24 protein-coding genes and 1 pseudogene are annotated in these 23,350 nt (G+C 52.2%); 19 read left to right on the top strand and 6 right to left on the bottom strand.

Annotated features, from left to right (window positions below):
- Positions 1 to 112: 112 nt before the first annotated feature.
- From BST81_RS08075 to BST81_RS08040, 8 genes are all read left to right on the top strand, one after another.
- Positions 113 to 790: a V4R domain-containing protein gene (locus tag BST81_RS08075; protein WP_075598039.1), complete on the top strand. Its 678-nt coding sequence runs from the start codon at positions 113 to 115 to the stop codon at positions 788 to 790.
- A 2-nt stretch (positions 791 to 792) separates the two neighbouring features.
- The gene (locus tag BST81_RS08070) at positions 793 to 1,116 is read left to right on the top strand and encodes a hypothetical protein (RefSeq protein WP_075598038.1); all 324 of its coding nucleotides are present in this window, start codon (positions 793 to 795) and stop codon (positions 1,114 to 1,116) included.
- A 90-nt stretch (positions 1,117 to 1,206) separates the two neighbouring features.
- A complete protein-coding gene (locus BST81_RS08065) occupies positions 1,207 to 1,683 on the top strand; it encodes a hypothetical protein (protein ID WP_075598037.1) in 477 nt (158 codons plus the stop codon).
- A 36-nt stretch (positions 1,684 to 1,719) separates the two neighbouring features.
- Positions 1,720 to 2,376 carry a V4R domain-containing protein gene (locus tag BST81_RS08060; RefSeq protein ID WP_075598036.1) on the top strand — a complete coding sequence of 219 codons (657 nt, stop codon included), beginning with the start codon at positions 1,720 to 1,722 and terminating at the stop codon, positions 2,374 to 2,376.
- 32 nt (positions 2,377 to 2,408) lie between these two features.
- Positions 2,409 to 4,307: a serine/threonine-protein kinase gene (locus tag BST81_RS08055; protein WP_075598035.1), complete on the top strand. Its 1,899-nt coding sequence runs from the start codon at positions 2,409 to 2,411 to the stop codon at positions 4,305 to 4,307.
- A gap of 58 nt (positions 4,308 to 4,365) precedes the next feature.
- The gene (trmB, locus tag BST81_RS08050; protein ID WP_075598034.1) at positions 4,366 to 5,022 is read left to right on the top strand and encodes a tRNA (guanosine(46)-N7)-methyltransferase TrmB; all 657 of its coding nucleotides are present in this window, start codon (positions 4,366 to 4,368) and stop codon (positions 5,020 to 5,022) included.
- Positions 5,023 to 5,139: 117 nt separating this feature from the next.
- The gene (locus tag BST81_RS08045) at positions 5,140 to 6,258 is read left to right on the top strand and encodes a tetratricopeptide repeat protein (RefSeq protein ID WP_075598033.1); all 1,119 of its coding nucleotides are present in this window, start codon (positions 5,140 to 5,142) and stop codon (positions 6,256 to 6,258) included.
- A gap of 113 nt (positions 6,259 to 6,371) precedes the next feature.
- Complete coding sequence (locus BST81_RS08040; protein ID WP_083636730.1) at positions 6,372 to 6,803, top strand: globin domain-containing protein; 432 nt, start codon at positions 6,372 to 6,374, stop codon at positions 6,801 to 6,803.
- Positions 6,804 to 6,807: 4 nt separating this feature from the next.
- Here the strand turns inward: BST81_RS08040 and BST81_RS08035 are convergent, their stop codons facing one another.
- The 3 genes from BST81_RS08035 to BST81_RS08025 all read right to left on the bottom strand — a co-directional run bounded on the left by BST81_RS08035 (position 6,808) and on the right by BST81_RS08025 (position 9,216).
- Positions 6,808 to 7,701, bottom strand: coding sequence for an undecaprenyl-diphosphate phosphatase (locus BST81_RS08035; protein ID WP_075598032.1), 894 nt, complete (start codon positions 7,699 to 7,701; stop codon positions 6,808 to 6,810).
- A 426-nt stretch (positions 7,702 to 8,127) separates the two neighbouring features.
- The gene (locus tag BST81_RS08030) at positions 8,128 to 8,478 is read right to left on the bottom strand and encodes a thioredoxin family protein (RefSeq protein ID WP_143780271.1); all 351 of its coding nucleotides are present in this window, start codon (positions 8,476 to 8,478) and stop codon (positions 8,128 to 8,130) included.
- A 39-nt stretch (positions 8,479 to 8,517) separates the two neighbouring features.
- Positions 8,518 to 9,216, bottom strand: a complete 699-nt coding sequence (locus BST81_RS08025; RefSeq protein WP_075598030.1) for an NnrU family protein — start codon at positions 9,214 to 9,216, stop codon at positions 8,518 to 8,520.
- A 195-nt stretch (positions 9,217 to 9,411) separates the two neighbouring features.
- On the opposite strand from BST81_RS08025, the gene BST81_RS08020 reads away from it, so the two are divergent.
- Complete coding sequence (locus BST81_RS08020; RefSeq protein WP_075598029.1) at positions 9,412 to 10,554, top strand: metallophosphoesterase; 1,143 nt, start codon at positions 9,412 to 9,414, stop codon at positions 10,552 to 10,554.
- A 50-nt stretch (positions 10,555 to 10,604) separates the two neighbouring features.
- The gene (locus tag BST81_RS08015; protein WP_075598028.1) at positions 10,605 to 11,438 is read left to right on the top strand and encodes a DUF3598 family protein; all 834 of its coding nucleotides are present in this window, start codon (positions 10,605 to 10,607) and stop codon (positions 11,436 to 11,438) included.
- A 35-nt stretch (positions 11,439 to 11,473) separates the two neighbouring features.
- On the opposite strand, the gene BST81_RS08010 is transcribed toward BST81_RS08015, so the two are convergent.
- On the bottom strand, positions 11,474 to 11,989 hold the full coding sequence (locus BST81_RS08010; RefSeq protein WP_075598027.1) for a hypothetical protein: 516 nt from the start codon (positions 11,987 to 11,989) through the stop codon (positions 11,474 to 11,476).
- Positions 11,990 to 12,403: 414 nt separating this feature from the next.
- Here BST81_RS08010 and BST81_RS08005 point away from each other — a divergent pair, with 414 nt between their 5' ends.
- The gene (locus BST81_RS08005; RefSeq protein WP_075598026.1) at positions 12,404 to 13,225 is read left to right on the top strand and encodes a tetratricopeptide repeat protein; all 822 of its coding nucleotides are present in this window, start codon (positions 12,404 to 12,406) and stop codon (positions 13,223 to 13,225) included.
- 6 nt (positions 13,226 to 13,231) lie between these two features.
- Here BST81_RS08005 and BST81_RS08000 read toward each other — a convergent pair whose 3' ends face one another.
- Positions 13,232 to 15,565, bottom strand: a complete 2,334-nt coding sequence (locus BST81_RS08000) for a cation:proton antiporter (RefSeq protein WP_075598025.1) — start codon at positions 15,563 to 15,565, stop codon at positions 13,232 to 13,234.
- A 210-nt stretch (positions 15,566 to 15,775) separates the two neighbouring features.
- Between BST81_RS08000 and BST81_RS07995 the strand changes: the two genes are divergently transcribed.
- The gene (locus BST81_RS07995; RefSeq protein WP_083636729.1) at positions 15,776 to 16,654 is read left to right on the top strand and encodes a M23 family metallopeptidase; all 879 of its coding nucleotides are present in this window, start codon (positions 15,776 to 15,778) and stop codon (positions 16,652 to 16,654) included.
- Between the two features lie 115 nt (positions 16,655 to 16,769).
- Positions 16,770 to 17,318, top strand: a complete 549-nt coding sequence (locus tag BST81_RS07990; protein WP_075598024.1) for a late competence development ComFB family protein — start codon at positions 16,770 to 16,772, stop codon at positions 17,316 to 17,318.
- A gap of 17 nt (positions 17,319 to 17,335) precedes the next feature.
- Here BST81_RS07990 and BST81_RS28745 read toward each other — a convergent pair whose 3' ends face one another.
- Positions 17,336 to 17,908, bottom strand: a complete 573-nt coding sequence (locus tag BST81_RS28745) for a L,D-transpeptidase family protein (RefSeq protein WP_083636737.1) — start codon at positions 17,906 to 17,908, stop codon at positions 17,336 to 17,338.
- Between the two features lie 164 nt (positions 17,909 to 18,072).
- Here BST81_RS28745 and BST81_RS07980 point away from each other — a divergent pair, with 164 nt between their 5' ends.
- The 6 genes and pseudogenes from BST81_RS07980 to BST81_RS28420 form a co-directional block, all read left to right on the top strand.
- A complete protein-coding gene (locus BST81_RS07980; protein WP_290439425.1) occupies positions 18,073 to 19,149 on the top strand; it encodes a bifunctional riboflavin kinase/FAD synthetase in 1,077 nt (358 codons plus the stop codon).
- A 59-nt stretch (positions 19,150 to 19,208) separates the two neighbouring features.
- Positions 19,209 to 20,120, top strand: a complete 912-nt coding sequence (locus tag BST81_RS07975) for a MoxR family ATPase (RefSeq protein WP_075598022.1) — start codon at positions 19,209 to 19,211, stop codon at positions 20,118 to 20,120.
- Positions 20,121 to 20,515: 395 nt separating this feature from the next.
- Positions 20,516 to 21,808 carry a hypothetical protein gene (locus tag BST81_RS07970; RefSeq protein ID WP_143780270.1) on the top strand — a complete coding sequence of 431 codons (1,293 nt, stop codon included), beginning with the start codon at positions 20,516 to 20,518 and terminating at the stop codon, positions 21,806 to 21,808.
- A 79-nt stretch (positions 21,809 to 21,887) separates the two neighbouring features.
- On the top strand, positions 21,888 to 22,274 hold the full coding sequence (locus tag BST81_RS07965) for a hypothetical protein (protein ID WP_075598020.1): 387 nt from the start codon (positions 21,888 to 21,890) through the stop codon (positions 22,272 to 22,274).
- Positions 22,246 to 22,710, top strand: a complete 465-nt coding sequence (locus BST81_RS07960; RefSeq protein ID WP_143780269.1) for a hypothetical protein — start codon at positions 22,246 to 22,248, stop codon at positions 22,708 to 22,710. Before BST81_RS07965 ends, BST81_RS07960 begins: the two co-directional genes overlap by 29 nt.
- Positions 22,707 to 23,350: pseudogene (locus BST81_RS28420) on the top strand (hypothetical protein); the annotation flags it as partial. The gene BST81_RS07960 and the pseudogene BST81_RS28420, both read left to right, overlap by 4 nt.

The raw sequence follows: 23,350 nt of genomic DNA, 5'->3' as shown, positions 1-23,350 counted from the left end.
CCCGCATCTCTAACTTGATAGTTCTCTAACCTGACATTTCTCTATCTGCCTATATCACTTTTTCTATAAATAGTCTGCTTCATAGTCATTGCAAGGTCTGTCGGAAACACCTATGGTAAATGCAACTGCTAAGCCCCTGACAACAAAACATAAGCTGCCCAAGAAGCACAATCACTACGGATTCCGTGATTTCTTTCAATTTGATCCTGAAACGGGCAGGCTGGAAGACTGGAACAATAGCCAGAACATTCTGACCAGCGAAGACTTCATTATTGGTCTGGTGGAAGGATTGGAGGAGGAAGTGGGCGACGCCTCTGCCGCCACCATGTACACGATCGGGTGCGACTGGGGCCAACGGGATGCCTTCTTCTTTGAAAAGTGGTTCGAGAAGGAGTTCGATCGCAGCCCCCGGCAGACCAATTTGTTGTTCTTGCTGGAAACCTGGTGGTGGCCTTTTACTTCCCAGGGCTGGGGCCGCTGGGAGGTAGATATGGGCGATCGCAAACAGGGGTTTATGTTCATTAACCTGTTCGACTCTGCGGTGGCCCGCTCCCTGGGAGATGTGGGCAAGCCCGTCTGTTTTCTCTATGCTGGATTATTCGCAGGCTTCTTCACTGAAATGGTGAAGAAACAACTCAGCTGCATCGAAATTCAGTGCTACTCCATGGGAGAAACCTACTGTAAATTTCTGCTGGGAGGGCAGGAACGGATTGATGCGGCAGCCTTCTGGCTAAATGAAGGGGCCACTGCCCGCGATATCGAAAAGCGGCTGCGATCGGGAGATAGATAGGCATGAGGTCAACGACACTGATTACAACCAATGGCAATGCTGCGGCTGCTGAGTCCTCAACCTGGTTACAGGCTTCGGTGCGGGAGTTCTTCGGTGCGTTTAACTGGGATGATCAACCCCTGAAAATCCAGGAACTGAAGCAAAGTATCGCCCTCAGTGGCGAGACAACCCTCAGCCTCACCCTGACCGTCGGTCAGTTTTTTGGAGCCATTCCCTGGGATGGAATTTCTGGTGCTACACCCCCGCCTGCCCTTCTGGAGATCCCACCCCAAGATCAGGGCAGTTCAGACCGGTTCACTCTGGATGACTTCTCTAGCCTTTTCTAGGCTGCATTGGTTTGATCTCTCTAGAGGCTGCCGCTAGCGCAGATGGCCCTTCTCAACCCATATCCCCCTTCCAACCCCATAGCAAATCCTATGCATCCACAAATTGAAGCGATTTTCGATGAGGCCGAAAGCCGCTATCTGAAATCAGAGGAACTTGATGTTCTGAACCAGTATGTTGAAACCTTGCCCATCCGCTTGGAAACTTACCGTCGGCTGCGGGATGAGGAACTGGCTGTTATGCAACAAGTTGCGGACCAACTGCAGGCTGAGCTGCCCCAGGAGAAGATCGCTAACCTGGAGCGCAGTATCAAAAATGCCCTGCTGATGCTGCGTTACTGCGCCATGGCCATGCTGCTAAATGATGAATCGGTCGTGCATGAACGACTGCTAAGCTGGTTGCGACAGAATGTGCAAACCTATAGTACTCAGACGATCGACGTTGTCCTGTACCGCCTTCTCAATCAACGTCTCAGCCAAACCCTCAGTCTGCAGCAGATGAATTTGTTCAGTCCACTGCTTAAGCTAGCGCAGAGCGAACTTCTCAATTCCAGTTCGGCAGCTATTTAAGTCTTTTAGCCTCCTTACCCTCTATCCCCTACGCTTATGATTTCTGTCGCTGATCTACTGACTGACAACCGAGTCCCCGGCAACTATTTCGCGACTGATGCCTATGTTCGGGGTGATCTGGAGTTAGGCTTGCTGGAAAATCGCCGGGGCGATCGCCTGCTGGCCCTACCTCATACTTTGATAGAAGCCATCTATGCCGGGCTAGATAAGGAAACAGGTCAGGCTGCCCGCCTGGTTCTCCTGAACTGTGGCCGCTGGTGGGGTAAGAATTTCTACATCCGGTTCAATGAAGAACTGACTGATTACTATGGGATTGCCCTCTCTGACATGGGCATGGTGGAGTTTCTGCACTGCCTGCAACAATGTTGGGTAACCCACGGTTGGGGCAAGATTGATCTGGACCAAAGCTACCAGCAACGGGGCTTCTTGATCATTAAGATCTGGAACTCTCCCTTTGCAGCTCAAGCGCCTAAGGGAAAATTACCGGCCTGCCACCTGGAAGCTGGGATTCTCAGCGCCTTCTTCAGTCAACTCACTGGTAAAGACCTCCACTGTGTTCAAACCTCCTGTGAATCCCTGGGGGCAGATTGCAATCGGTTTGTTTTGGGCTTAGCCAAACGTTTGGGGCCTGCCGAACTGATGGTTGAGAAGCAGGACAGTCACGAAGCAATCATGCAAAAGCTTTGTGGTTAATCCTTGCTCATTCCTCACTCTCCTTAAGGCATGTGGCAATAGAGTTAAAACGTTCCAAATATCGTCTCCTGGGCCTGGTCGGTCAGGGGCAGTTTGGCAAAGTTTTTTGTGCCATTCATCGAAAAACAGGCCATCTGGCTGCGCTTAAAAACCTTGACCATCAACGCTTTCCCACCCATAAATTTCTGCGCGAACTGCGGTTTTTACTGAGCCTGCAGCACCCCAATATCGTTACCTGTCAGGCGTTGGAGCATACCCGCACCGGTCGCTGTCTGATTCTGGACTACTGCGAAGGGGGAACGTTGCGGGGTCTGATGGACCGAGAGACCAGCCTCAATTGTGGCGAGAGCTTAAACCTAATGGTGGATATTCTGGCCGGTCTGGCCCATGCCCATGGGCGGGGCATTGTGCATTGTGATATCAAGCCGGAGAATATCATGCTGAGCTTGCAGCCATCTGGCTGGCTGGCTAAAATCTCGGACTTTGGCATTGCTAAACTCAGTCAGGAATTGGCCCAGGAAGGGGGAAATACGGGCTCCCCAGCCTACATGGCCCCGGAACGGTTTTACGGCCAGTATTCAGAAGCCTCTGACCTGTATGCTGTGGGCGTCATGCTGTTTGAATTGCTGATCGGCGATCGCCCCTTCTCCGGGTCTCCCACAGAATTGATGTCTGCGCACCTGAATCATCTCGTCAAGATTCCAGGCGAATTACCCCAGGCGCTCCAGGCCATCCTGCTGACCGCTCTGCAAAAATTACCGGCCCGACGATTTCGATCGGCGTTGGAGATGCAGCAGGCAATTATAGCGGCCAGTACCGATTCAGAAGTTCTCCCCTGGCTGAAGCACAAACCCCACAGCCCTTTCCATGGAACAGACCCGTTGGTTTTACCGCTGAATCCCTTCCAGAGTTGTCAGCAAAAACATCTGACCCGCCCCATTCACCATCTGGGTATTAACAAGTCGGCAGGCCTAAACAGGCAGGCCCTCACCGATCAGGAACAGGTCTACTATGCCGGTGGGGGAAGTAAGGACTGGCATTTTACCATTGCTCACCTGGATTGCACCCTGCTCCAGTTTGAGCCCATGACCTCCCTGATTTTTCGGGAACCCATCCACCAAATCCTCCTGGATCCTCGGGGCTGTCTGATTGTGACGCAGCGAGCGATTTATCTGTTACCCACCGATGCCATGGAGGCTCCTAAGTCCCGCCTGCTGACTCAGTTGCATACAAAGTGTATAGCCAGCCTGGAACCCAGAGGAGCCTGGATCGCAACCGTCTGTGCAGAACCCAGTAGCCTCACTGCTCAATTAAAATTCTGGCAATTGAACTGGCAGGCTCCGCCCCATACAGACCCACTCAAACCCATAGGCAACTCTGTCAGCCGCCACTGGCTATCAACATCCAGCCTGTTACCACTGGACTCACGCTACCTGGTTTTAATCACAGAACAACAGGCTGGGTCAGCCCACAAGTCAGGCAGTTGGATTGAGGTTTTCACCCGTCGGGGACAGGCAACCGGTTGCTGGAAACTCCCGGTGCTCATCCAATATCTGATCAACAGTTCGGTGCCCTATCGTCTGGCGGCACTGGAGAAAAATAATCCTGCTTCACTCCTGCTGATTGACCTCAAACCCTATCGCCTGCAGCGGATCTCTCTGGAAATTCAGCCTGTTCTGATAGCCGCCATGCCCTGGGGCTATGTCTTAACCGATATTGTGGGAAGAATTGTGCTGATCGATGAGGAAGGACGCCAGCTTGGACGCATTGATCAGGCCAAAACTGCAGCCGTGGAAACCGATCAGGTGGTGACTGCGATCGCCCCCTTTGCTAACTATGGGATTGTTCTGGCCACCTGGGAAGATATTCGGATGCGCGGATTTTTGTATACGATCGATTTGCGATTGCTGGATATCGATCTGGTGTTTTAGCATTGACGTCGATCGAGGCGGCACAATAGAACAGGAAACTACGTTAAGGAAAACTCTCTTGTCTGTTGTTCGGGTGCGCGAGCACGTCAATCCCCTGAGTCAGAAATATCAAACGCCAGTGGCCCCACCCTGCTGGCAGAACCTCTATCTGCAGCCAGACCAGCCTCTACATTTGGATATTGGTTGCGGCAAGGGTCGATTTCTCCTCCAGATGGCCCAACAGACTCCAGGTTGGAATTTTCTGGGGCTGGAGATTCGGGAACCCCTGGTCCAACAGGCTAATCTCTGGCGGGATGACCTGCACCTGGGGAATTTGCACTATCTGTTTTGTAACGCAAACACCTCCCTGGAGGGAGTGCTACAGGTCTGCCCTGCTGGTGTGCTACAGCGAGTGACGATTCAGTTTCCCGATCCCTGGTTTAAGCGCCGCCACCAGAAACGGCGCGTGGTCCAAGCAGACATGGTTGCTCTGATCGCTCAGCATCTGGCGATCGGTGGCAGTCTGTTCCTGCAGTCCGATGTCCTGGAGGTAGCCGCAGAGATGCGCGATCGTTTTGCAGCCTGTCCTGCCTTGCATGGCCAGGATAATACAGCGTGGCTGTCAGAAAATCCCCTCCCGGTGGCCACAGAGCGGGAAACTTCAACTCTGGAGCGGGGGGAACCCGTCTATCGCTGCCTTTTCATCAAGCGCTCATCCGAATGCTCGGCTGTATAGACATCCGGTAATGTTGCTAAAATTATGTATTGTTGTTAAGCCAGACCCCAACTCCGGGATGGCCTTTCCTGCTGGTCAGGCCCCGTCTGCCATTACTGTGACGTTGAGAGTTTTCCCATGAAGTTGAAGCAACCACCCGCCCAGGCCCAGGCTTTGTTATTAGCGGCAACCTTTCTGCTGACGGGGGCGACCATTATCGCCCCAACAGAATATGCCAACGCCCAACCCCAAGGCCAGCGGGGAAAGCAAACGAATTCAGAGCTAACCCAGTTGCTGAAAGAAGCCCGCAAGCTAGTCGATGCTGGGAATTTGGACGGGGCCATTGCCCTCTATCAACAAGCTGCGAGCCTGGATAGTAAGAACCCGAAAATTTTTTCTGGGATTGGTTATTTGCTGGCCCGACAGGGAAAATTTGCCCCAGCGGTGGAAGCCTATCAGCAGGCCATTGCCCTCGATCCCAAGAATGCGGACTTTCAATATGCCCTGGGCTACAGTCTGGCCAACCTGGGGGATAATGCTGGGGCTGCCGCAGCCTATACCCAGGCCACCCAACTCAACCGCCGCCATGTGGATGCTTACCTGGGTCTGGGGGTAGTCCTGGCCCGTGAGAAAAACTACGATGGGGCGATCGCAGCCTATCGCCAGGTTTCCAAGCTAGAGCCCAAAAATTTTAAGGCTCAGGAGTTAACCGGAACCCTATTGATTCAACAGGGGCGTCCTCGGGAAGCGCTCCGCGTGCTGGAACAGGCGGCCCGCCTGGCTCCCAGACAGGGAAGCATTCAGATCAATATTGGGGCCGCCTGGCTCAGCCTGCGGAATCAGGGAGAAGCCCTGAAAGCCTTTGAGCGGGCCTCCAAGCTAGAGCCCCGCAATGCCGAGTTACAACTTCAGATTGGTAAACTGCTGCAAGCAGATGGGGATCTCATAGACGCCCTCTATGCTTACCGAGCAGCTATTTCCTTGAAACCAGGGCTGACAGAAGCCCAGGCCGGTATTGGGTCGATTTACTTGCAAAATCGAGATTATCTGAGCGCGATCGTGGCCTATCGCAGGTTGCTCGAAGTAGCCCCCCAGGATGCCCGTGGCTATTATTACCTGGGAGTTGCCCTGCAGGGCCGCAATCGCATTCAGGAAGCGATCGATGCCTTCCAACAATCCCGAGCTTTGTATACCCAGCAGGGGAATCAAGTCGGGGTGAAGCAAGCAGAAGCAGCACTAAAAGCCCTGACTCCCTAGACTTTCAGGCAGCGATTTCGCCTCAGGCTTTCAAGGTTTAATAGTTTTTTCAGCCCAGGCTCCTGGTTTATCTTGTACTCTTTGATACGAGTACTCATCAGGCTCCCTGTTTAATGCTTCCCCACGAAATTTCCTCACTCATGCAAGCTCACCTGTTAGAAAGTAGTCTGGCCCAAATTGAATCTCGCAGAGAAGAATTTTCAGCTCGGTTTTACGAGCACCTGTTCACGTTGCGTCCTGACGTTCAACCCCTGTTTAGCAAAACCAATATGGCTGAACAGCAGCGGATGCTGATGTCAGCCCTTTACCTGATTGTCAGGAATTGTCAAAAGCCTACCTTATTTGGTCCCATGCTTCAGGGGCTAGGGTCAAGACATATCGGCTATGGAACCGAGGGAGACTGCTTCCCCGATATGGGCCGCGCTCTGGTGGCAACCTTCGCCGAGTACCTGGGGGATCAGTGGTCTGCTGATCTGGAAACAGCTTGGCTGACTGCCTTTGGGGAAATCAGTCGCCACATGCTGGCAGGCGTGAAACAGGGTTAAGCTTCTAGCGATTCTGTAAATACCCTGCTGCTACAGCGGTCAAAATAGCTCCGCCGAAGGCCAACCGATACCAGACGAAAACGAACATATTACTGGTCTGCAAGTAGCGCAACAACCAGGCAATCGACAGATAGGAAAAGACAAACGCAGAAAAAGTCCCCATCAAAACCACCAGCAGGTCAATTTTCCCGATCGCATATTTGATGAACTCGTAGAGGGTGGCGATCGTCAGCGCAGGAATACCCAGGAGAAAAGAGAAGCGGGCTGCAGTTTGCCGTTCCAAGCCCAGGAACAGGGCTGTCGTGATCGTGGAACCAGAACGAGAAGCCCCCGGCACCAGGGCAATCATCTGTCCCAGGCCAATCAGGATGCCATCTCCAACCTGCAAACTATCAAAGCCTCGCTTACGACTACCCATCCGTTCCGCAATGGCCAGCAGGAGCGCCATGACAATGGAAGTAATGGCGATCGTAACCATGCTATTAATCAGGGAGCTATCATCATTCAGAGCCGCTTTCAGCAAGAAGCCCCCTCCCAGAACCGGCAGCGTTCCAACAGCAATTCCAACCAGCAGTTTCCACTCTTCCCGCTGGAAATCCCGCTGCTGTAGCGCCTCATAGCCGCCCCGAAGGATGGTTGTGATATCTTTCCAAAAGTACAAAATAACTGCAATGACACTGCCAAACTGGATCGTGGCTACAAAGGGTTTAGACCCTACGGTTTCCCAATGTAAAGCCTGGGTAAACACTTGCAGATGGGCCGTACTACTGATGGGTAGAAACTCCGTTAACCCCTGGACGAAACCCAGAAGCAGCGCCTGGAGTAGCCCTTCCAATAATCCCACCGGAGGAGTCGTGGAAGCGCCTGGTTCTGTCGCAATCAGGAGTAATGGGTTCATAGAAAAATTCGTTCGGTTTTGTAATAGCTGGTTGTCAAAGTCCCATCCCATTGTAGGAGGTGGGGTACGAGAAGCAAATTAGACTAAAAAATAAAGGCAACAATATACTTGGCACACCAATCCCTTTCCCCTCATCCCCCACCCCTTCTCCCACAATGGGGAGAAGGGGCATTAACGCTTAATTTCTCCCCTCTCCCGCTCTGGGAGAGGGGCCGGGGGTGAGGGCAGTGTTGGTGCATGAAGTATATTAATGCCAAAATAAAAGCACCCTGCTGCCTCTACCCCTGTGATTCAATCTGAGGTGGGCAGCAGAATGCCATTGTCTAAAGAAGATTTCTAATACTTAGGATCGAAAACTAAATAAAGTAGGGGTTTGGGGGCTTCGCCCCTGCACCCCAATTGTTCATCTTATTTAATTCTGATTCCTTAGCTGCGTACAGGATCGAGGGAACTCGTCATGATATTTTCCAGGGCTCGACGGAAGTCATCCCGGCCATGAAAACTATCAATTCGATGCATCACCTTCCCCCCCCCAAAGACCAGGATAGTGGGTAGGGTTGTCAGCCGATACATGCTGGCCAACCGCAAGCTTTCGTCAGCATTGATGCTTACCATTTTGATATTCTGCTCACCCCATTCCGCCTGAAATCGCGTGAGCAGAGGATTAATTGCTCGACAGAGCCCACACCAGGGAGCCCAGAAATTGACCAACACAGGAACAGAGGATTCTAAAACTTCTTCTGCAAAATTCTGCTCACTAACGGATAAAAACATCATCCCTCTAGGCCTATAAGTTGATTTATGTCTGGGATCATGCTACCAGGGTATGTTCCCTGTTGCACGAGTCAAAAGAGGGTGAGCCCACCAAAAAATCAAGACAAAGACGGCAATACCTGCATAAGCAGGGCGGAGAAACTCTTTCCAGTCGAGGGTTTGCCGTCTCTGGAGCACAGCCAGAAACGGAATCACAGAAGTGCGAGATTTCAGGGTTTCAAAAGATTCGCCATACCGGGCTTGCAGCCGTCGATCGCCGTGCCAGACCCCAAACAAATGATGCAGGATCAGACCGATCGAGGTCACTACCATGAAACTGCTCCCCAGCCACAGGGTATGGGCCAGACACCAAATCACCTGCCCCACCATTTGAGGATGCCGGGTAATCCGAATAATCCCAGTTTCATACAGGTGAACCTGGGGTTTTTGAACAGCGGCAATCTCCAGCAAATTAAACGTAGCGGGATACAGAAATAGAAAGGAGATCGCTGACAGAATCCACACTGTTGCTTTGACCCCCTGCACCCCCTGCACCTGCCACAACTGCAAGCCATCATAGCGATGGTTAAAGAAGTAGATCACCAACACCGTCGCCAGGGGAAGGCTGACCAGCGCAAAAATCACCCGATAAGCTCTGGCTCCAATTTTTGACTCCCCCCAAGGGCGTGAGGCTGCCAGACCACTATGGGCAATCGCAAAGGTGAGCAGCAAACCGAGCATGATGAAATGACTGGACATCATAGGACATAGATCACAAAGCCATTTCCATCCTATAGTCCCTGAGGGGGTTCAAAACTCAAATTTTCTCCATCTGTACTATCACCTGGGGATTGGGTCTGGAGCGGTTGCCATGCCATCCACCTACCAGAGACCGTATCATAGCCTTCAGAAACCCCAATTTTTGGTCACAATAGGAGTGGCTTTCCCGCGACAACTATGAACTTGAGCTTTCGATTTGCGGTGGTCAGTGATCTTCACATCGCTTTACCCCACACGGTCTGGGATCATCCTAGCCGGTTCCATCTGGTTGAAGTGAGTATTCCAGTTCTGGAAGCTATTTTTGACCACCTGGAATCCCTGAACCTGGATTTTCTGCTCCTGCCGGGAGATTTAACTCAGCACGGCGAACCGGAAAATCATCGCTGGTTAGCAAATCGGCTCAGCCAACTCCCTTTTCCGGTCTATGTGGTCCCTGGCAACCATGATGTTCCATCCCTGCTGGCCACTGAGCAGACGATCGGTCTGGCAGACTTTCCCAGCTACTACCACAAGTTCGGCTACGACAACAATCCCAAGCATTTGTACTACGCCTGTCCCCTACTTCCCGGAGTTCAGCTCATCGGCTTGAATTCCAACCAGTTTGACAGCAGCGGAAAACAACGGGGGTATTTAGATCAGGCCCAACTCAGTTGGTTAAATCGAGTCCTCGCCGAGGTCAAAGATCAGTTGGTCCTGGTTATGATTCATCACAACATTGTGGAACATTTGCCAGGGCAGTCGCGCCATCCTTTGGGTCGCCGCTACATGCTGGAGAACGCCTCTACGCTGGTCCGGATGCTCCAGGAAGCTAGAGTGCAACTGGTTTTTACAGGCCATCTGCATGTGCAAGATATTGCCTACCGGAAGGGAGTATACGATATTACCACTGGTTCTCTGGTCAGTTACCCCCACCCCTATCGCATTCTGACCTGCCGGACCGATCATCAGGGACAGTACACGTTACAGATTGAATCTCCCCGCGTGGAATCGGTACCCGGTTGGCCTACGCTGTTGCAAACTTCCCGGGAATGGATGGGTGATCGAAGCGCTCCCTTTATGATGCGCCTGCTCAGTCACTCCCCCTTTAATTTACCAGAAGCAGAAGCAGCAGCCTTAGTCCCAGACCTGCGCTACTTCTGGGCCAATATTGCCAATGGAGATGCGTCCTTCAGCTTCCCTCACTTTCCCTTGAAGATCCGGCGTCACTTCGAGAACTTTAATTCAGGCATTAACAGTCAACACTTGAACATTGGCGACAATACAACGACCCTGATCTTGAAACACCGGGCCTTAAGCAATCAACTGGCCCTGGACTGCTAATCAGCAGGTTTTAACCGTGACAAACATCGGCCAAAGGAAGGGAAACCATCTTGAAATCACAATGGGACTGCCTGCTACAGAATTTGGGGGCGTGGGAAGGCTCCTTTACCCGACTCTCCCCCCAAGGGAGCGTGATTGAAGATACGCCAACCCTTGTCACCCTGGAGGGCTTGCAGCAGCAGCAGACCATCCGCCAGACAATCCGGCGTTATTACCCCCACCAAGTCCCCCAGGAAACAGTTCTGGAGTACAGTACCCTGGGACGGGGCATCCTATTTTTTGAGACTGGAGCCTTTTCCCAGGGCTCGATCCAACTTGCACCCTCTACAGAATTTGGGGCGGAGTTTGGATTCATTGAGGGCGATCGGCGCTGGCGACTAGTGGAATTATTTGACCCCCAGGGTAACTTGAAGCAGTTCACATTGATTCGGGAACGCCGGGCTGGTTCCAGCGCTCCAGAGTCTCCTTCTTTACAGGTCGCCGATCTGGTCGGAACCTGGCAGGGAGAAGCTGTAACCCTGTCCCCAGATTGGCGATCGGAAACTTGCAGGACAACCCTTCAGATCACACTCGCCGGAGACCACCACCTGGAACAACAGTTGACCTTTGGTGACGGTCCTGGCAGCCGCAGGATTGGCTCGACAGCTCAAATCCTGGGTTCAAGCTTGCGCTTCGAACAGGGAGATCAGCCTGTGCAGGTGCTGCTACTGCCCCAGGGAGGATCAGCCACCTGCCCGCTCCGGCTGCAGCCAGGTCAGCCTTTCTTCCTGGAGGCTGGGTGGCTTTCCCAGCCCGATCGCCGCCAACGCCTGATCCGGCAATACGATGAGAAAGGGGGCTGGGTCAGCCTGACGTTGGTCACAGAACAGAAAACCCATTTCTAGACCGCAATCTCTATAGAGGCGCTATAGGGATTGGCCTAAGTCATAGAAGAGTCCACGTAACCCTGCAGGCTTTCCGGATTAAATCGGCGTAAAATCGTTGTAGCCTGACGAATGAAGCCCTCTGAGGCTTTGATCACAATCAGATACTTCCCAGCATTTAAGCGATTGCGATAGGGAAGCGCATCTCCACTGCCAAAAGCTAACCCTACCCCACCCCCAACAAAAAAGCTTCCCATTGCACCAGAGAAAGCTCCCAACAAGCCCCCAATCAGATGGTTACCAATCTCTCCAGCCCAGGCAAAGGTACTGAGGTTAGTGATCAAACTGAAGGTAAAACCAGCCGCAAAGCCAAAGGGAATCAGCCAGAAGGCCATGAGACGGACATTCTTGCGGGCCTCTTCATTGGGATCCAGCAGACCGTACTCGTCGGCAGTCTTGTACCCTTTGCCCAGAATGGCGACTTTATTGATCGGAAAATTTTCCTTCTCCAGAGCAGAATAGGCTGCTTCTGCTTGCATACGATCGGACAATACGGCAACAAGATAGTTCATGGATGGTTATCCCTCTCATTTAACGCCCCGCATTTTATTATCTCGTCATCCAGAACGGGTTGCGGCACCCATCCAGGGATTTCCCTGGGAAGGAATACATGGAGGAGCTTAATTCCTGCGATATCATTCTTGAAGAATAGGAATTTAATAAATCACCAAACTTCTCAATCAGGGATACGTTAAGGGATCTGGCCTGTAGGAAGATAGAAAGGCAGAATCAGATTCTTAACCCATCAGGAAATTGAGAGCAAGTGGGTTAACAGAAAAATTTTGTTTCAGCATCAAGGGTATTTCATGCCAGACTTGTACGACAAGGAGTCATGACACTTGTTCAGGAGAAATGGCATTAGGAAAGGCGTTCATTCTGGGTTTGCAGATTAGACAGGTCTACCAATGAGTGGTGAGCATTAAGTGATGATAGACGAAACTTTAGAACCCAGTACATCAGAGCATAACGTTACACCGTCTAGCCCAAGGACTCTGGCGCGGGACCATTTTCAACAGGCCCAGCAATTGGAACAAAGCGGTAACTGGAGCGGTGCGATCGCCAGCTATACCCAAGCCATTCGATTGCAACCTGACTATGCTGAGGCTTACCACAATCGGGGCAGATCCTTCGCAGACTTTGGGTACTATGCTGAAGCGCTGAACGACTATACCGAAGCCCTTCGCCTGAATGCCTCTGATACTTCGCAGGCAAAGCTCTACAACGATCGGGGACACCTTTATCTGAATCAATTACAACTCGATCAGGCCGTTCTATCCCTGGATACGCCCAATTCTGATCGGGAAACGCTGCGGGAAGAAATCCTGGAAATGGCTATCAGTGATTTTAGTCAAGCCCTATGCCTGCTTTCAGTGACGAGGGACAGGGCTGAGGCTTCCTTTTATCGGGGCTTTGCTTACTACAAACTGGGTGAATATTCGAAAGCCCTGGAAGACTTCCAAACCGTGATTCAGGTACATGAAGAGGCCCTAGCCAGCCAGGGGTCTCCCTGCCTCTGGGCAGCCCAAGCCCAGTACTTGCGGGGGGTCGTTCACTACTGTTTAGAAGCCTATCCGGCAGCGATCGAGTCCCTCACCCAAGCGATTCAAACCCATGTCAGCCATCCTGAGGATTACCTGTTGACCGAGCGGGTTTTAGAAAAGGCCTATGTCCTGCGGGATGTCGCTGCTAACCGGGCATTCTATTCTCTGCCAGAGGAGAGCAGGGTAGCCTGGAATCCAGAGTTTTGACTGACATCAAAACCCATCGGGTGAAATAATTTCGGACACAGTTTCAGTCACCACGGGCTTTACAAGCGGCACAGACAGCATAGGAATTGGGACAACTGGGACAAGCCAGCGATGCACTCGCATCAAGTCTTCATTACTGCCACACAGCAACAGCCGATCGTCCAGTTGCAGATCTACAGATTCTTCTGGAAACCGGATAAACTTGCCTTCCCGTCGAATCGACTGCACCTGCACCCCATAATTCTTGGGCAGGGCTAGCTGGGCCAGGGTCTTACCCAAGACTGGACTATGCTCCGGCACCATCAGCCACTGACAGGACGTGTTCCGTTGGGGCACCGCAGCTTCCCCCTTGGCCAGTTCATCAAAAGCCGCCATCTCTGCTGGCTCACCGATCACTAAGAGGCGATCGCCCTGCTCCAGAGTAGTATGGGCGTCCGGATAGCCAATCTCTTCCCCTCCCGCTCGCCGAATGGACATCAGGCTGATACCCGTTAATTGCCGCAAGCCTGTCTCTTCTACGGTCATGCCAGTCAGGGGAGAATCCAGAGGCAGGGCGTACCAGCGATTGTTCATGTCCTGGGCTGCGACCTTCAATTCGCGAGAGACCTCTTGGGAAGACCGCTGAGGCCTCAATTCCAGATAATGGCTATTGCGAATTTCCTGCACTTCCAACTGCAACTGGGGTAAGGGTAAGCCCATACCAGTCAGTAAGTGGGTGGAAATTTCCAGGCTGGCCTCAAATTCTGGTTGAACCACTTCCCTGGCCCCTAACTGATACAGCAGTTCAATATCCTTGTCTTGATGAGCCTCGACAACAACATCCAGATCAGGAGACAGTTCCAGCGATCGCTTTAGGCAAAGTCGGGTACTCATGGAATCCGGCAGGGCAATCGCCATGCCCCGCGACTTACCCACCCCGGCCTTTTCTAGCACCGGTAGACTGGCGGCATTGCCATAAACATAGGGAATATCGGCGTCTCGTAGCTGTTGAATCGTCCGTTCTGACAACTCAATCACTACTACAGCATGGCCATGATCCTGCAGGAGCCGCACAATGTTACGGCCCACTCGCCCATAACCACAAACAACCACATGATCTTGCAAGGGCCTGTCTTCTGAGACAGCCAGAGGCAAATTTGCCATTTCCAGGTGGTGTTTGAACCAGGGAACCAACTCCGCCCAAATTAGGAGCTGAGGAAGCAGCCGTAGCACAAAAGGAGTGAGGACCAGGGTGACAGCTGTGGTACCCAGAATCAGCAAGTACACCTGGCGGGAAACCAATCCCATCGCTTGTCCCTCGCTGGCCAATACAAAGGAAAATTCCCCAATCTGGGTCAGGCCAATCCCGACAATTAAGGCTGTTTTCAAGGGATAGTGAAAGAGGCGGACCAGGGGTGTGATGATGAGAAACTTGCCGACAAAAACCAGGGCAACCAGGCCCAGAATGAGTTCCAAATTATTCCAGAGGAAGAATGGGTCAATTAACATCCCGATCGCAGCAAAGAAGAGGCTGGCAAAAATGTTGCGCAGGGGTTCTACATAGGATAGAGTCTGATCCGCATATTCGACTTCCGAAATCATCAGACCTGCCACGAAAGCGCCCATCTCGATCGACAAGCCGAGATACTCTGTAAACAGCGCAATCCCCAAACAGAGAGCCACCACCCCCAGTAAAAACAACTCTCGGCTTTCCGTGCGAGCCAATATCCTTAATAAGGACGGTACAACCCAAATTCCAGCAGCAACTGCACCAGCGGCGAACAGCCCAATCCGGAGCAACGCCCAAGCGATCGCAATACCCAGTTGCTCAACCGGTTGATCCAGGGCTGGGAGAACAGCCAGCATTAATCCCAGAGCCAAATCCTGAACCACCAGGATGCCCAGCATCACCTGCCCATGCAACGTCTCTGTCTCGTTGCGTTCCATCAGGGATTTGAGCACAACTGCAGTTGAAGAAAGGGAGAGAATCGCCCCCAAAAACACACCTTGCGCTGGAGAAGTCACCCATCCAACCCCCAGGGAGACCAGCGTCGTAATCAGAATCGTCAGGGCAATTTGCAGGGTCCCGCCCCCCAAGGCAACAGCCTGAACTTTCTTCAACTCTGCCAGAGAAAACTCCACCCCCAGAGCAAACAGGAGGAAGGCAACACCCAACTGAGCCAGCGTTTCAACCTGAATCAGTTCCTTAATCAACCCTAACCCGGCTGGCCCTACCACCATCCCCCCAACCAGATACCCCAGGAGGACCGGTTGCCGCAACCAGGATGCCAGTAGCCCTCCTGCCGCTGCTGCTGCCAGAACCATGACCAGATCGACAATTAACCTGAAATCTTCTTGCACAATTTTCTAAAAATAAAAATAAATGTTACGTCCTATAAATTTATAGGATACAGAGTTTTCTCGCTGGCGGGGGCAGGATGATCCGGAGTATTAGGAATATCCAGGTAAGAAGAAAACGAACTTTACTTCGTGACTGCTTCACCACTCAAAAGCATTTTTTGGAAGGATAATTCTTAGCAATAGTGATAGCTTTTGCTTAAATCAGCTTCTATGACTCCACTTCTAAAACGCCTGAAACTTGGTTTTCCAGTCCTCTTATTCCTGGGTATTGCCTGCCTGATTTTACTGGCCCAGCCCTTACGGGCGTTACAGGTGAAGACGATGCCCTCTGCCCCCCGGCTGGGTGACACCATCTCTGTGGTTTTCCAGGTCGAAGACCCTACCATCACCAAACCCACTGTGACCCTGGGGAAAAAGACCTATCCTGCTTTTCCGATGGGAGCCAATCGCTTTCGATCGCTGCTCCCCACCACTCCGCTGGATCAGGCTGGGGCACTCAATCTCCAAGTGATAACTGGAGCTGAAACGCAGAAGCTTACTGTCAACCTCAAAAACCGCTCATTTCCTACTCAGCGGATCTGGTTGCCCCCTGGCAAAGATAAGTTGGGGACCGACTATGAGTTCGATCGAGTCGCTGCGTTTAAAGCCCTAGTGACACCTGAGAAATATTGGACTGGTCCTTTCAAGCGCCCCAATCAGGGTGAAATTACGGCGGTCTATGGCATTCGTCGTTACTACAATGGAGTTTTCGCTAAAGATTACTTCCATCGTGGAGTAGACTATGCTGGTGGCACTGGTTCACCCATTGTTGCTCCGGCTTCTGGGCGGGTTGCCCTGATCGGTCGAGAATCTCAAGGATTTGAGATCCATGGCAATACGATAGGAATTGATCATGGTCAGGGGGTAGTCAGTATTTTCCTGCATCTCAGTCAAATTAATGTAAAGGAAGGGGATTTCGTGCAGGCGGGTCAGAGAATTGGTGCTGTAGGTGCTACCGGAGCCGTAACAGGGCCGCACCTGCACTGGGGGCTTTATGTCAATGGCCTCTGTGTAGACCCGGTACCTTGGCGAGAAAAGGGGTTTGAGTAGCAAACTCACTGTTTCTTGCCATAGATGCAATTTTCTGAGCAGTTTGGGCCACAATAAGGCAAAGTTACAGACGGATACCTGGTTTGAATATGGTGCCATTAGGGATTACAACACTATGAGCATTGAAAAAATTGTTGAGCAGGCTTTGCAAGACGGCTATTTGACTCCAGCAATGGAAGCGGAGGTCGGACGCATCTGTGACACGGCATCAGAACTGTCGATCGAAGAGTACATGGCCCTCGATCGACTGATGGGAGCATTGCTGACCGGTGAAGTCGTCGCGGTTCCTCGTAAACAATTCATCAATGTAATGGAAGAATTGGTGCTGACAGAGGCAATTAGCCGGGTCGCTGCGTTTGAATCAACCAGCAACAGAACATTAGATCTGGGTGATATCGCAGCCTATGCCCTCAATCGGCTGCCCCCCCTGTATGCAACAACTGAGGAGGGGGCGAATTATCAGCGCAGTCGGGCGAAGGAGGAACTCCAAAGTCTGATTTCGCAGCAGGTGAATGAAGCGATCGCTCGCAACCTCGATCGGCCAGACTTCTTCCCCGAAAGACAGGTCATCTCTAAGACAGCCAGCGAAGGAGATGTTTTGTCTCAGGTAAGCAGTTTGCTCCAGACCTATGCTCCCAGATTTGAAGCGGAAGGTTCCCGGTAAGCCCTGAGAGAACATTTCTAGGGTTTCACGGTCACAGGGGTACCAACAGCCACCCGGTCATACAGGGCCATGATGTCCCGGTTGCGCATCCGTAAGCAGCCATGGGAGACCGCTTTTCCCACGGAACGGTCCTGATTTGTGCCATGAAACCCAATGGCATGCTTTCCTTCGGTCAAAAAGCCAATCCAGCGGCTACCTAAGGGATTCTCTGGTCCTGGGGAAACAATTACACCTGTAATTGGATGGGTCCAGACTGGATCCCGTTTCATCTGAGTGATTTTGAAGTTTCCTGGCGGGGTTTCCCAACCTGCCTGCCCAACTGCAACAGGATAACTACTCTGTAACTTTTCAGCCCGGTAGAGGTAGACCCGACGATCACTCAAATCTACAACCACATGGGAAAGAATCGGCAGTTGGGCTGGAAGTGGCTGGACTATCGGCTTCTCCCTTGATGGCCCAGATTCCTTAGGAACGATGCGATGGAAACGGGGTGAAACGGGAGTCGCTCTTGGGGGCTGAGAGACCTCGAGTGACGAAACGGAGTGCCGACTGAGTATGATCAGTGCAGCGGATCCCAGACATAGCCACATTAAACTATGCGCCAGCAAATTATTTCTGGTCACAGCCATCCGTACTCCTATCCAATTTCTCCCAGTTGTCTCAAGCTTACAGCGATTTTTTGGAGAATGGAGGCCGTGAAATGGCTGATCCCCTGCCCTAAAGACAGTCTCAACAGGCTTCTACGTCCATGGAAATGAAACTATCAACATCGGTTACAGAGGAGCAAGATTTCTGTCAGAATAAGGGCGTGTGGGTGATTTCTTCCCTAGATACTGTTCTAACGCCAACTGCCATTGCCCTGGGTAATTTTGATGGCGTACATCGGGGGCATCAGCAGGTGATTCAGCCTGTTTTACAGGGTAGCGGTTCTGGATTAGAACGAATCCAGAAAACCGTTGTTACCTTTCATCCCCATCCCCAAGAATTTTTTACCGGTCACTCCCGACAACTCCTGACCCCCCTTGATGAAAAAGTGCTGCAGTTACAACAAATGGGGATTGACCAACTCGTTTTGCTTCCCTTCGATCGAGAACTGGCAAACCTGACCCCAGAACAATTTGTAGAGCAGATTCTGATCCAACAGTTGCAGGCCAGACAAATCAGCGTCGGAGTTGATTTTCGCTTCGGTCACCAGCGTTCTGGCACCGCTCAGGATCTGCAGGCGATCGCAGCCCGATTTGGGGTTGAAGTGACGATCGTTTCTCTCCAAACCTGCCAGGGCGAACGGATCAGCAGTTCTAATATTCGAGCAGCCCTGCATCAGGGGGATTTGCGACAGGCCAATCGCTTGCTAGGACGGTCTTATAGCCTAACAGGAACGGTAGTGCCTGGGCAAAAACTGGGACGAACATTGGGGTTTCCTACCGCAAATCTGAAATTACCGCCAGAAAAATTTCTCCCTCGGAAGGGTGTGTATTGTGTGAAAGTCTGGATCGCTTCCCAAGATCCACCTGCCAACAGTACACCTGAAACAACTCCATTGATTCGGGATCCTGCAGAACTGCTCCCATGGCTACCTGGCGTCATGAACCTGGGATGCCGCCCAACTGTGGATGGCACCCAACTGGTGACAGAAGTTCACTTGCTGGATTGGAGCAGGGATCTCTATGGGCAGACGCTGATTGTCTACCTGGAAGAGTTCCTTCGGCCTGAACAGAAATTTGGCTCACTGACAGAGTTGAAGGAACAAATTCAGGCGGATTGCGAGACCGCCCGAACCATTCTGATGGCTTCCAATTCTGGAGACGGTTTTGTTCGATCGAGTCCCTGACTGACCTGTAGGGTCCAGTCCACAACCTTAAAAAATACTGGGGAGCAAACGCACCGGCTATGAAAGAACAAGTTGACCACCTGCTACAAAACCTGAGCCGCACAATCGTGGGCAAATCCGAAGCGATTCGTCTGGTCCTGGTTGCCTTGATCTCCGGTGGCCATGCCCTGTTGGAAGATGTGCCTGGGGTCGGCAAAACCTTACTCGCGAAATCCCTGGCCCGCTCTATTGATGGCAAATTTCAGCGCCTCCAATGCACCCCAGATTTACTTCCCTCCGATGTCACAGGCACCAATATTTGGAATCCCCGATCGGGGCAGTTCGAGTTCATGGCCGGGCCAGTCTTTGCCAACGTATTGCTAACCGACGAAATTAACCGGGCTACACCCAGAACCCAATCAGCCCTGCTGGAGGTGATGGAGGAACATCAGGTTACGATCGACGGAGTTTCCCGTCAAGTGCCCAGTCCTTTCTTTGTCATAGCCACCCAGAATCCGGTCGAGTATCAGGGGACGTTCCCCCTACCCGAAGCCCAGATGGACCGCTTTGCCCTCTCCCTCAGCCTGGGCTATCCTACGTCCCAGGAAGAACTCCAAATGTTACAACGACTGCAGGACAAGGTGAGTGTAAATGAGCTGGAACCCTGCATCTCCCTGGAAGAGGTGCAGGAATTGCAGTCCCTATGTACCCAGGTCAAGGTCGATGGTTCCCTGCAGCAGTACATTATCGATCTGGTTCGGGCCACCCGGGAAGATGAGAACGTAACCCTGGGGGCAAGCCCTCGGGGTAGTGTCGCGCTTTATCGGGCAACTCAGGCCATGGCGTTTTTGGAAAACCGGGACTACGCTACGCCTGATGATGTGAAATCGGTTGCGCCCCATGTCCTGGCCCATCGCATCATTCCCTCACGGGGGCAACGTTCCCATGCGATCGTCACCAACTTGTTGAACTCTATTTCAATTCCAGGGTAGGTTTAACTCTGCAGACGGCTGATCTTCACAGGATGGGGTTAGCCTCATTCAACCCATCCTGAGTCAGGATTTTGCTGAATTCTACTAGCATTTCACCTCACCTGTGATTTTCAGGGGTTTTCAGCTCTTCCAAGGGAGAGGAAATACTGAAAACCAGGGATTTCCATCCAACTCTTCCCACCCTTGCCCTCTTTATCCTCTTTGATTTAGAGCTGCGATCAGATCTTTCTGGAAACATCTGGTCAAGTTGAGGTTTTTATGCCAGAATAATAGTACATTTGTATCATAAGTAATTACTTCAGGTCTTTTCTCTACCAAATCCTATCCCTTCTCCCCCCCTGTTTTAGTGACAACCTTAGTGACAACCTCTCAACAACCTCTTCGGCACAACCTCTATGAGCACCAAGACCCTGAGAAATGAGACCTTAAACCCCCAGGTTTCTAAAGCTCCCGCCACCCGATCAAGTCACCCAGGGCAAAAACCAATGGGGCGGACTCAACTCGATCGATTCCTGAAATTGGCTGCGGAGGATCAAGCGGATCAGAAAGTCCTCTCTCAGGAAGAGAACACCATCTTCACCAGCGAACAGGATCAGAGCATCTCACCCCGATCTGAGGAGGGAGCCCTTCCCAAAAACAGGAAGCCAACCCCATCAACGGCTCAGGAGTTGCTCCAGCCTTATCAACGGCAGCGCTCCACAATTAAGATGGAAGACCTGCAGCGCTCTCAAGCCCCCCTAGAGGCTCCTAAACCCAAAGAAATTCAACTCCCCCAATTTAGCTCTCCACATCGGCCCGGGCAGGCTGTTCCGCAATCGGCTTCTGGAAAAGCCGTTGCCAGATCCGGACAGACGACAAGCCCTAAGCTTGCCCCACCCGCAAAGCCAAGATCAGAGCAAAAAGCAGAACTCTCTCCCTCACCCCACCCACAGACTTCACCAGAGGCCCTGCATCAGCAATTGAGTGGGGGTTTGCAACATCTGGAAGCACAAGTCCAGCATGTTAACCAGCTCTCAGCCAATTTAGAAATGGCCATGATTGAGTTACGGAGCTTATCCGTTACCGTCAGTCGCCTGCGTCAGGCCCTTGAATCTGGCGAAGACATGTCATCAGGGCAACCTCCCAACGTCTTGGAGGGTTCATCAGTGAACCTGCCTTACATCAAACAGCATCGGGATGGTCGGTTAAAACTGGCCTCCAAGCGGGTGGACTTACTACAGGCAGAGCGGGATGCGGCTTCAACGGCTCAGTTTCTCCGCAATCGCCGGACGGGGCAGCCATCCGTCAAACGTCCAGCATCAGCCTCTCCCCTCCGACCCTCAAAGCCCAGAACGGGTGCTGCTTCTACCGGTAAAACTGCTCCAACCCATCCTGTAGAGCAGCCCAGCCGGAAGCAGGCACCCCGACGTTATTCTCGCTGGTTCAGAAGTCTGCTATGCCCCCCTCGCAGCTTTCCAGCCTTGATCACCGATGCAGCACTCTGGATTGCTGTGGCCGGAGGACTTCGATTAGGGCTTCAGGTCATTTTGAGTGCAAACCCCAGCCTCTGGCCACCGATCGTCCTATTGCTGGTGACCCCAGTGATTATTGCCACCTACCAAATTACCTTGATGGCCCGATCGGGCCGAATTTTGGGCTATCGGCTTCTACTTATACTCATTGGTTTAGTACTTGGAGGAAGACTATGACGATTCTTATCTTTGGTGGAGCCTGGCTGCTCCTGGTAATAGGAAGTCTAGCCCTGATGGTGGGAGGAGGAGATCAGGCATGACTCAACACGAGCCGCAGCAACGTTCCAGGCTAAATCCTGTCCTGGCTGGTGGCTCGATGCTGGCCGCTCTTTTTCTGCTGATTGATTTGCAAGATGTGGTGAAAACGAAAAACCCAGGACGAGAATGTCAACAAGTTGTCCAGGCCAAAGCTGCCATCTCCAGGCAGCAACTGGCTAAACTGCTGACCATTCCAGAACGGGATAAAAAGCAGAAAGTTCGGGCCATCTTGAAAGAGCCTTACTGTGAACTACCCAGCCTGGAAATTCGGGCTGGTGCAACAGCTGAGAGGGAAGCTTACCCGCTTGAATTTGACCCTCAAACCTGGGTTGTGATTCTTTATGAGGGAAATGAATATGCGGGCTATCAGCTCAGCTCTCATTAGACTGGGCTTGATTGTTGTGGTCTTTGTCCTGGTCCGTGCCGGTTGCCAACCAGAAACCCAAGTAGAAAGGCGGAATATCCGGTTGACTCAAACCTGGGAACTGCAACCAGGTGACAGAGTTGGGAAATATGCTGTGATTGGAGGATTGGGAGATATCTCGATCGAGCTGAAAGGAAACACGATCTATGCCCCCTTTAATGGCCAGGTTCAACCTTTTCGCAGTGATTGTGTCGTCTTTTCGAGTGACGAAGTCCCTGCCTACCTGTTCCGCCTCTGTGGGCTCAAGCGGCCCCAACTGGGAGGCGTGGAATCGGGTCAGCCGATCGGCTCCGGCGAATACCTGCAATTTGCAACCCTGAGGAAACAGCCAGGCGGAACCTGGTCTTTCGTGGAACCATCCCGCAATATTCTGGAGCGCACCTTAACAAAACCATGAATGCAACAGACAGAGAGGAGCCAGAACTTCTGATCGAAAACTGGCTTGAGAACCTGCCTATCTTACCCGTCGTCAGCCTAATTGGCTTACTGGCGGGCACTCCAGTTAAGGCAGAATCCAGCAGCCTGGAGGATAGTCACCTCCATTTTGGTCTGGCCAAAGATGCCTCTGTTATCCTTGGCCAAGAGTCCCCCATCTCCACCTCTGGGACCAAGGGTAGCTTCAGTCATCAGAAGCACCGTTCCCAAGATCAACGTCAGCAGGGCCAATCTGTTCCCACTTCGATCGATCTGGATTTCAATCTGGCCTCCCTCCCCACCAGTCCACATGGGAAAACAACCTCCCCATCTGAGGCCAAATCTCAGGTTTACAGTATGGCTCAAGCGCAGGCTCCCCCCTCTGTCATAGACCTCGACCTGCTGTTTCAGGGCGGGTCCTTCTCCCTGGTGGCAAAGGCCGTGGGCGCAGCAGAGGGGACACGCACTCCCGATGGGGGCAGAACCTGGGCCTACTATGGTCATCGCGACCCTGGTAACGGCGTCTGGAATTTGGGCAGCTTCTCTTACCAGCATGGCGCAGATTCTCCTGCCGAGGCTGATGTTAAGCAACTGCGGCGATTGACAGGTCAGGCCCGTCGCTT

The organism is Leptolyngbya sp. 'hensonii', assembly GCF_001939115.1.
GTDB lineage: Bacteria > Cyanobacteriota > Cyanobacteriia.
Note: the sequence above shows the minus strand (reverse complement) of the source record. Positions and strands in the feature narration are given on the sequence as shown.

What these genes read in the sequence shown, in the direction of transcription:
- BST81_RS08060 (WP_075598036.1), top strand. Translation starts at nt 1,720, where the DNA reads ATGATTTCTGTCGCTGATCTACTGACTGACAACCGAGTCCCCGGCAAC.
- BST81_RS08005 (WP_075598026.1), top strand. Translation starts at nt 12,404, where the DNA reads ATGATAGACGAAACTTTAGAACCCAGTACATCAGAGCATAACGTTACA.
- BST81_RS08010 (WP_075598027.1), bottom strand. Translation starts at nt 11,989, where the DNA reads ATGAACTATCTTGTTGCCGTATTGTCCGATCGTATGCAAGCAGAAGCA.
- BST81_RS08040 (WP_083636730.1), top strand. Translation starts at nt 6,372, where the DNA reads ATGCTTCCCCACGAAATTTCCTCACTCATGCAAGCTCACCTGTTAGAA.
- BST81_RS07990 (WP_075598024.1), top strand. Translation starts at nt 16,770, where the DNA reads ATGAGCATTGAAAAAATTGTTGAGCAGGCTTTGCAAGACGGCTATTTG.
- BST81_RS08035 (WP_075598032.1), bottom strand. Translation starts at nt 7,701, where the DNA reads ATGAACCCATTACTCCTGATTGCGACAGAACCAGGCGCTTCCACGACT.
- BST81_RS07965 (WP_075598020.1), top strand. Translation starts at nt 21,888, where the DNA reads ATGACTCAACACGAGCCGCAGCAACGTTCCAGGCTAAATCCTGTCCTG.
- BST81_RS08020 (WP_075598029.1), top strand. Translation starts at nt 9,412, where the DNA reads ATGAACTTGAGCTTTCGATTTGCGGTGGTCAGTGATCTTCACATCGCT.
- BST81_RS07970 (WP_143780270.1), top strand. Translation starts at nt 20,516, where the DNA reads ATGAGCACCAAGACCCTGAGAAATGAGACCTTAAACCCCCAGGTTTCT.
- BST81_RS08075 (WP_075598039.1), top strand. Translation starts at nt 113, where the DNA reads ATGGTAAATGCAACTGCTAAGCCCCTGACAACAAAACATAAGCTGCCC.
- BST81_RS07980 (WP_290439425.1), top strand. Translation starts at nt 18,073, where the DNA reads ATGAAACTATCAACATCGGTTACAGAGGAGCAAGATTTCTGTCAGAAT.
- BST81_RS08070 (WP_075598038.1), top strand. Translation starts at nt 793, where the DNA reads ATGAGGTCAACGACACTGATTACAACCAATGGCAATGCTGCGGCTGCT.
- BST81_RS07960 (WP_143780269.1), top strand. Translation starts at nt 22,246, where the DNA reads ATGCGGGCTATCAGCTCAGCTCTCATTAGACTGGGCTTGATTGTTGTG.
- BST81_RS08025 (WP_075598030.1), bottom strand. Translation starts at nt 9,216, where the DNA reads ATGATGTCCAGTCATTTCATCATGCTCGGTTTGCTGCTCACCTTTGCG.
- BST81_RS08030 (WP_143780271.1), bottom strand. Translation starts at nt 8,478, where the DNA reads ATGATGTTTTTATCCGTTAGTGAGCAGAATTTTGCAGAAGAAGTTTTA.
- BST81_RS28745 (WP_083636737.1), bottom strand. Translation starts at nt 17,908, where the DNA reads ATGTGGCTATGTCTGGGATCCGCTGCACTGATCATACTCAGTCGGCAC.
- BST81_RS07975 (WP_075598022.1), top strand. Translation starts at nt 19,209, where the DNA reads ATGAAAGAACAAGTTGACCACCTGCTACAAAACCTGAGCCGCACAATC.
- BST81_RS08065 (WP_075598037.1), top strand. Translation starts at nt 1,207, where the DNA reads ATGCATCCACAAATTGAAGCGATTTTCGATGAGGCCGAAAGCCGCTAT.
- BST81_RS08045 (WP_075598033.1), top strand. Translation starts at nt 5,140, where the DNA reads ATGAAGTTGAAGCAACCACCCGCCCAGGCCCAGGCTTTGTTATTAGCG.
- BST81_RS07995 (WP_083636729.1), top strand. Translation starts at nt 15,776, where the DNA reads ATGACTCCACTTCTAAAACGCCTGAAACTTGGTTTTCCAGTCCTCTTA.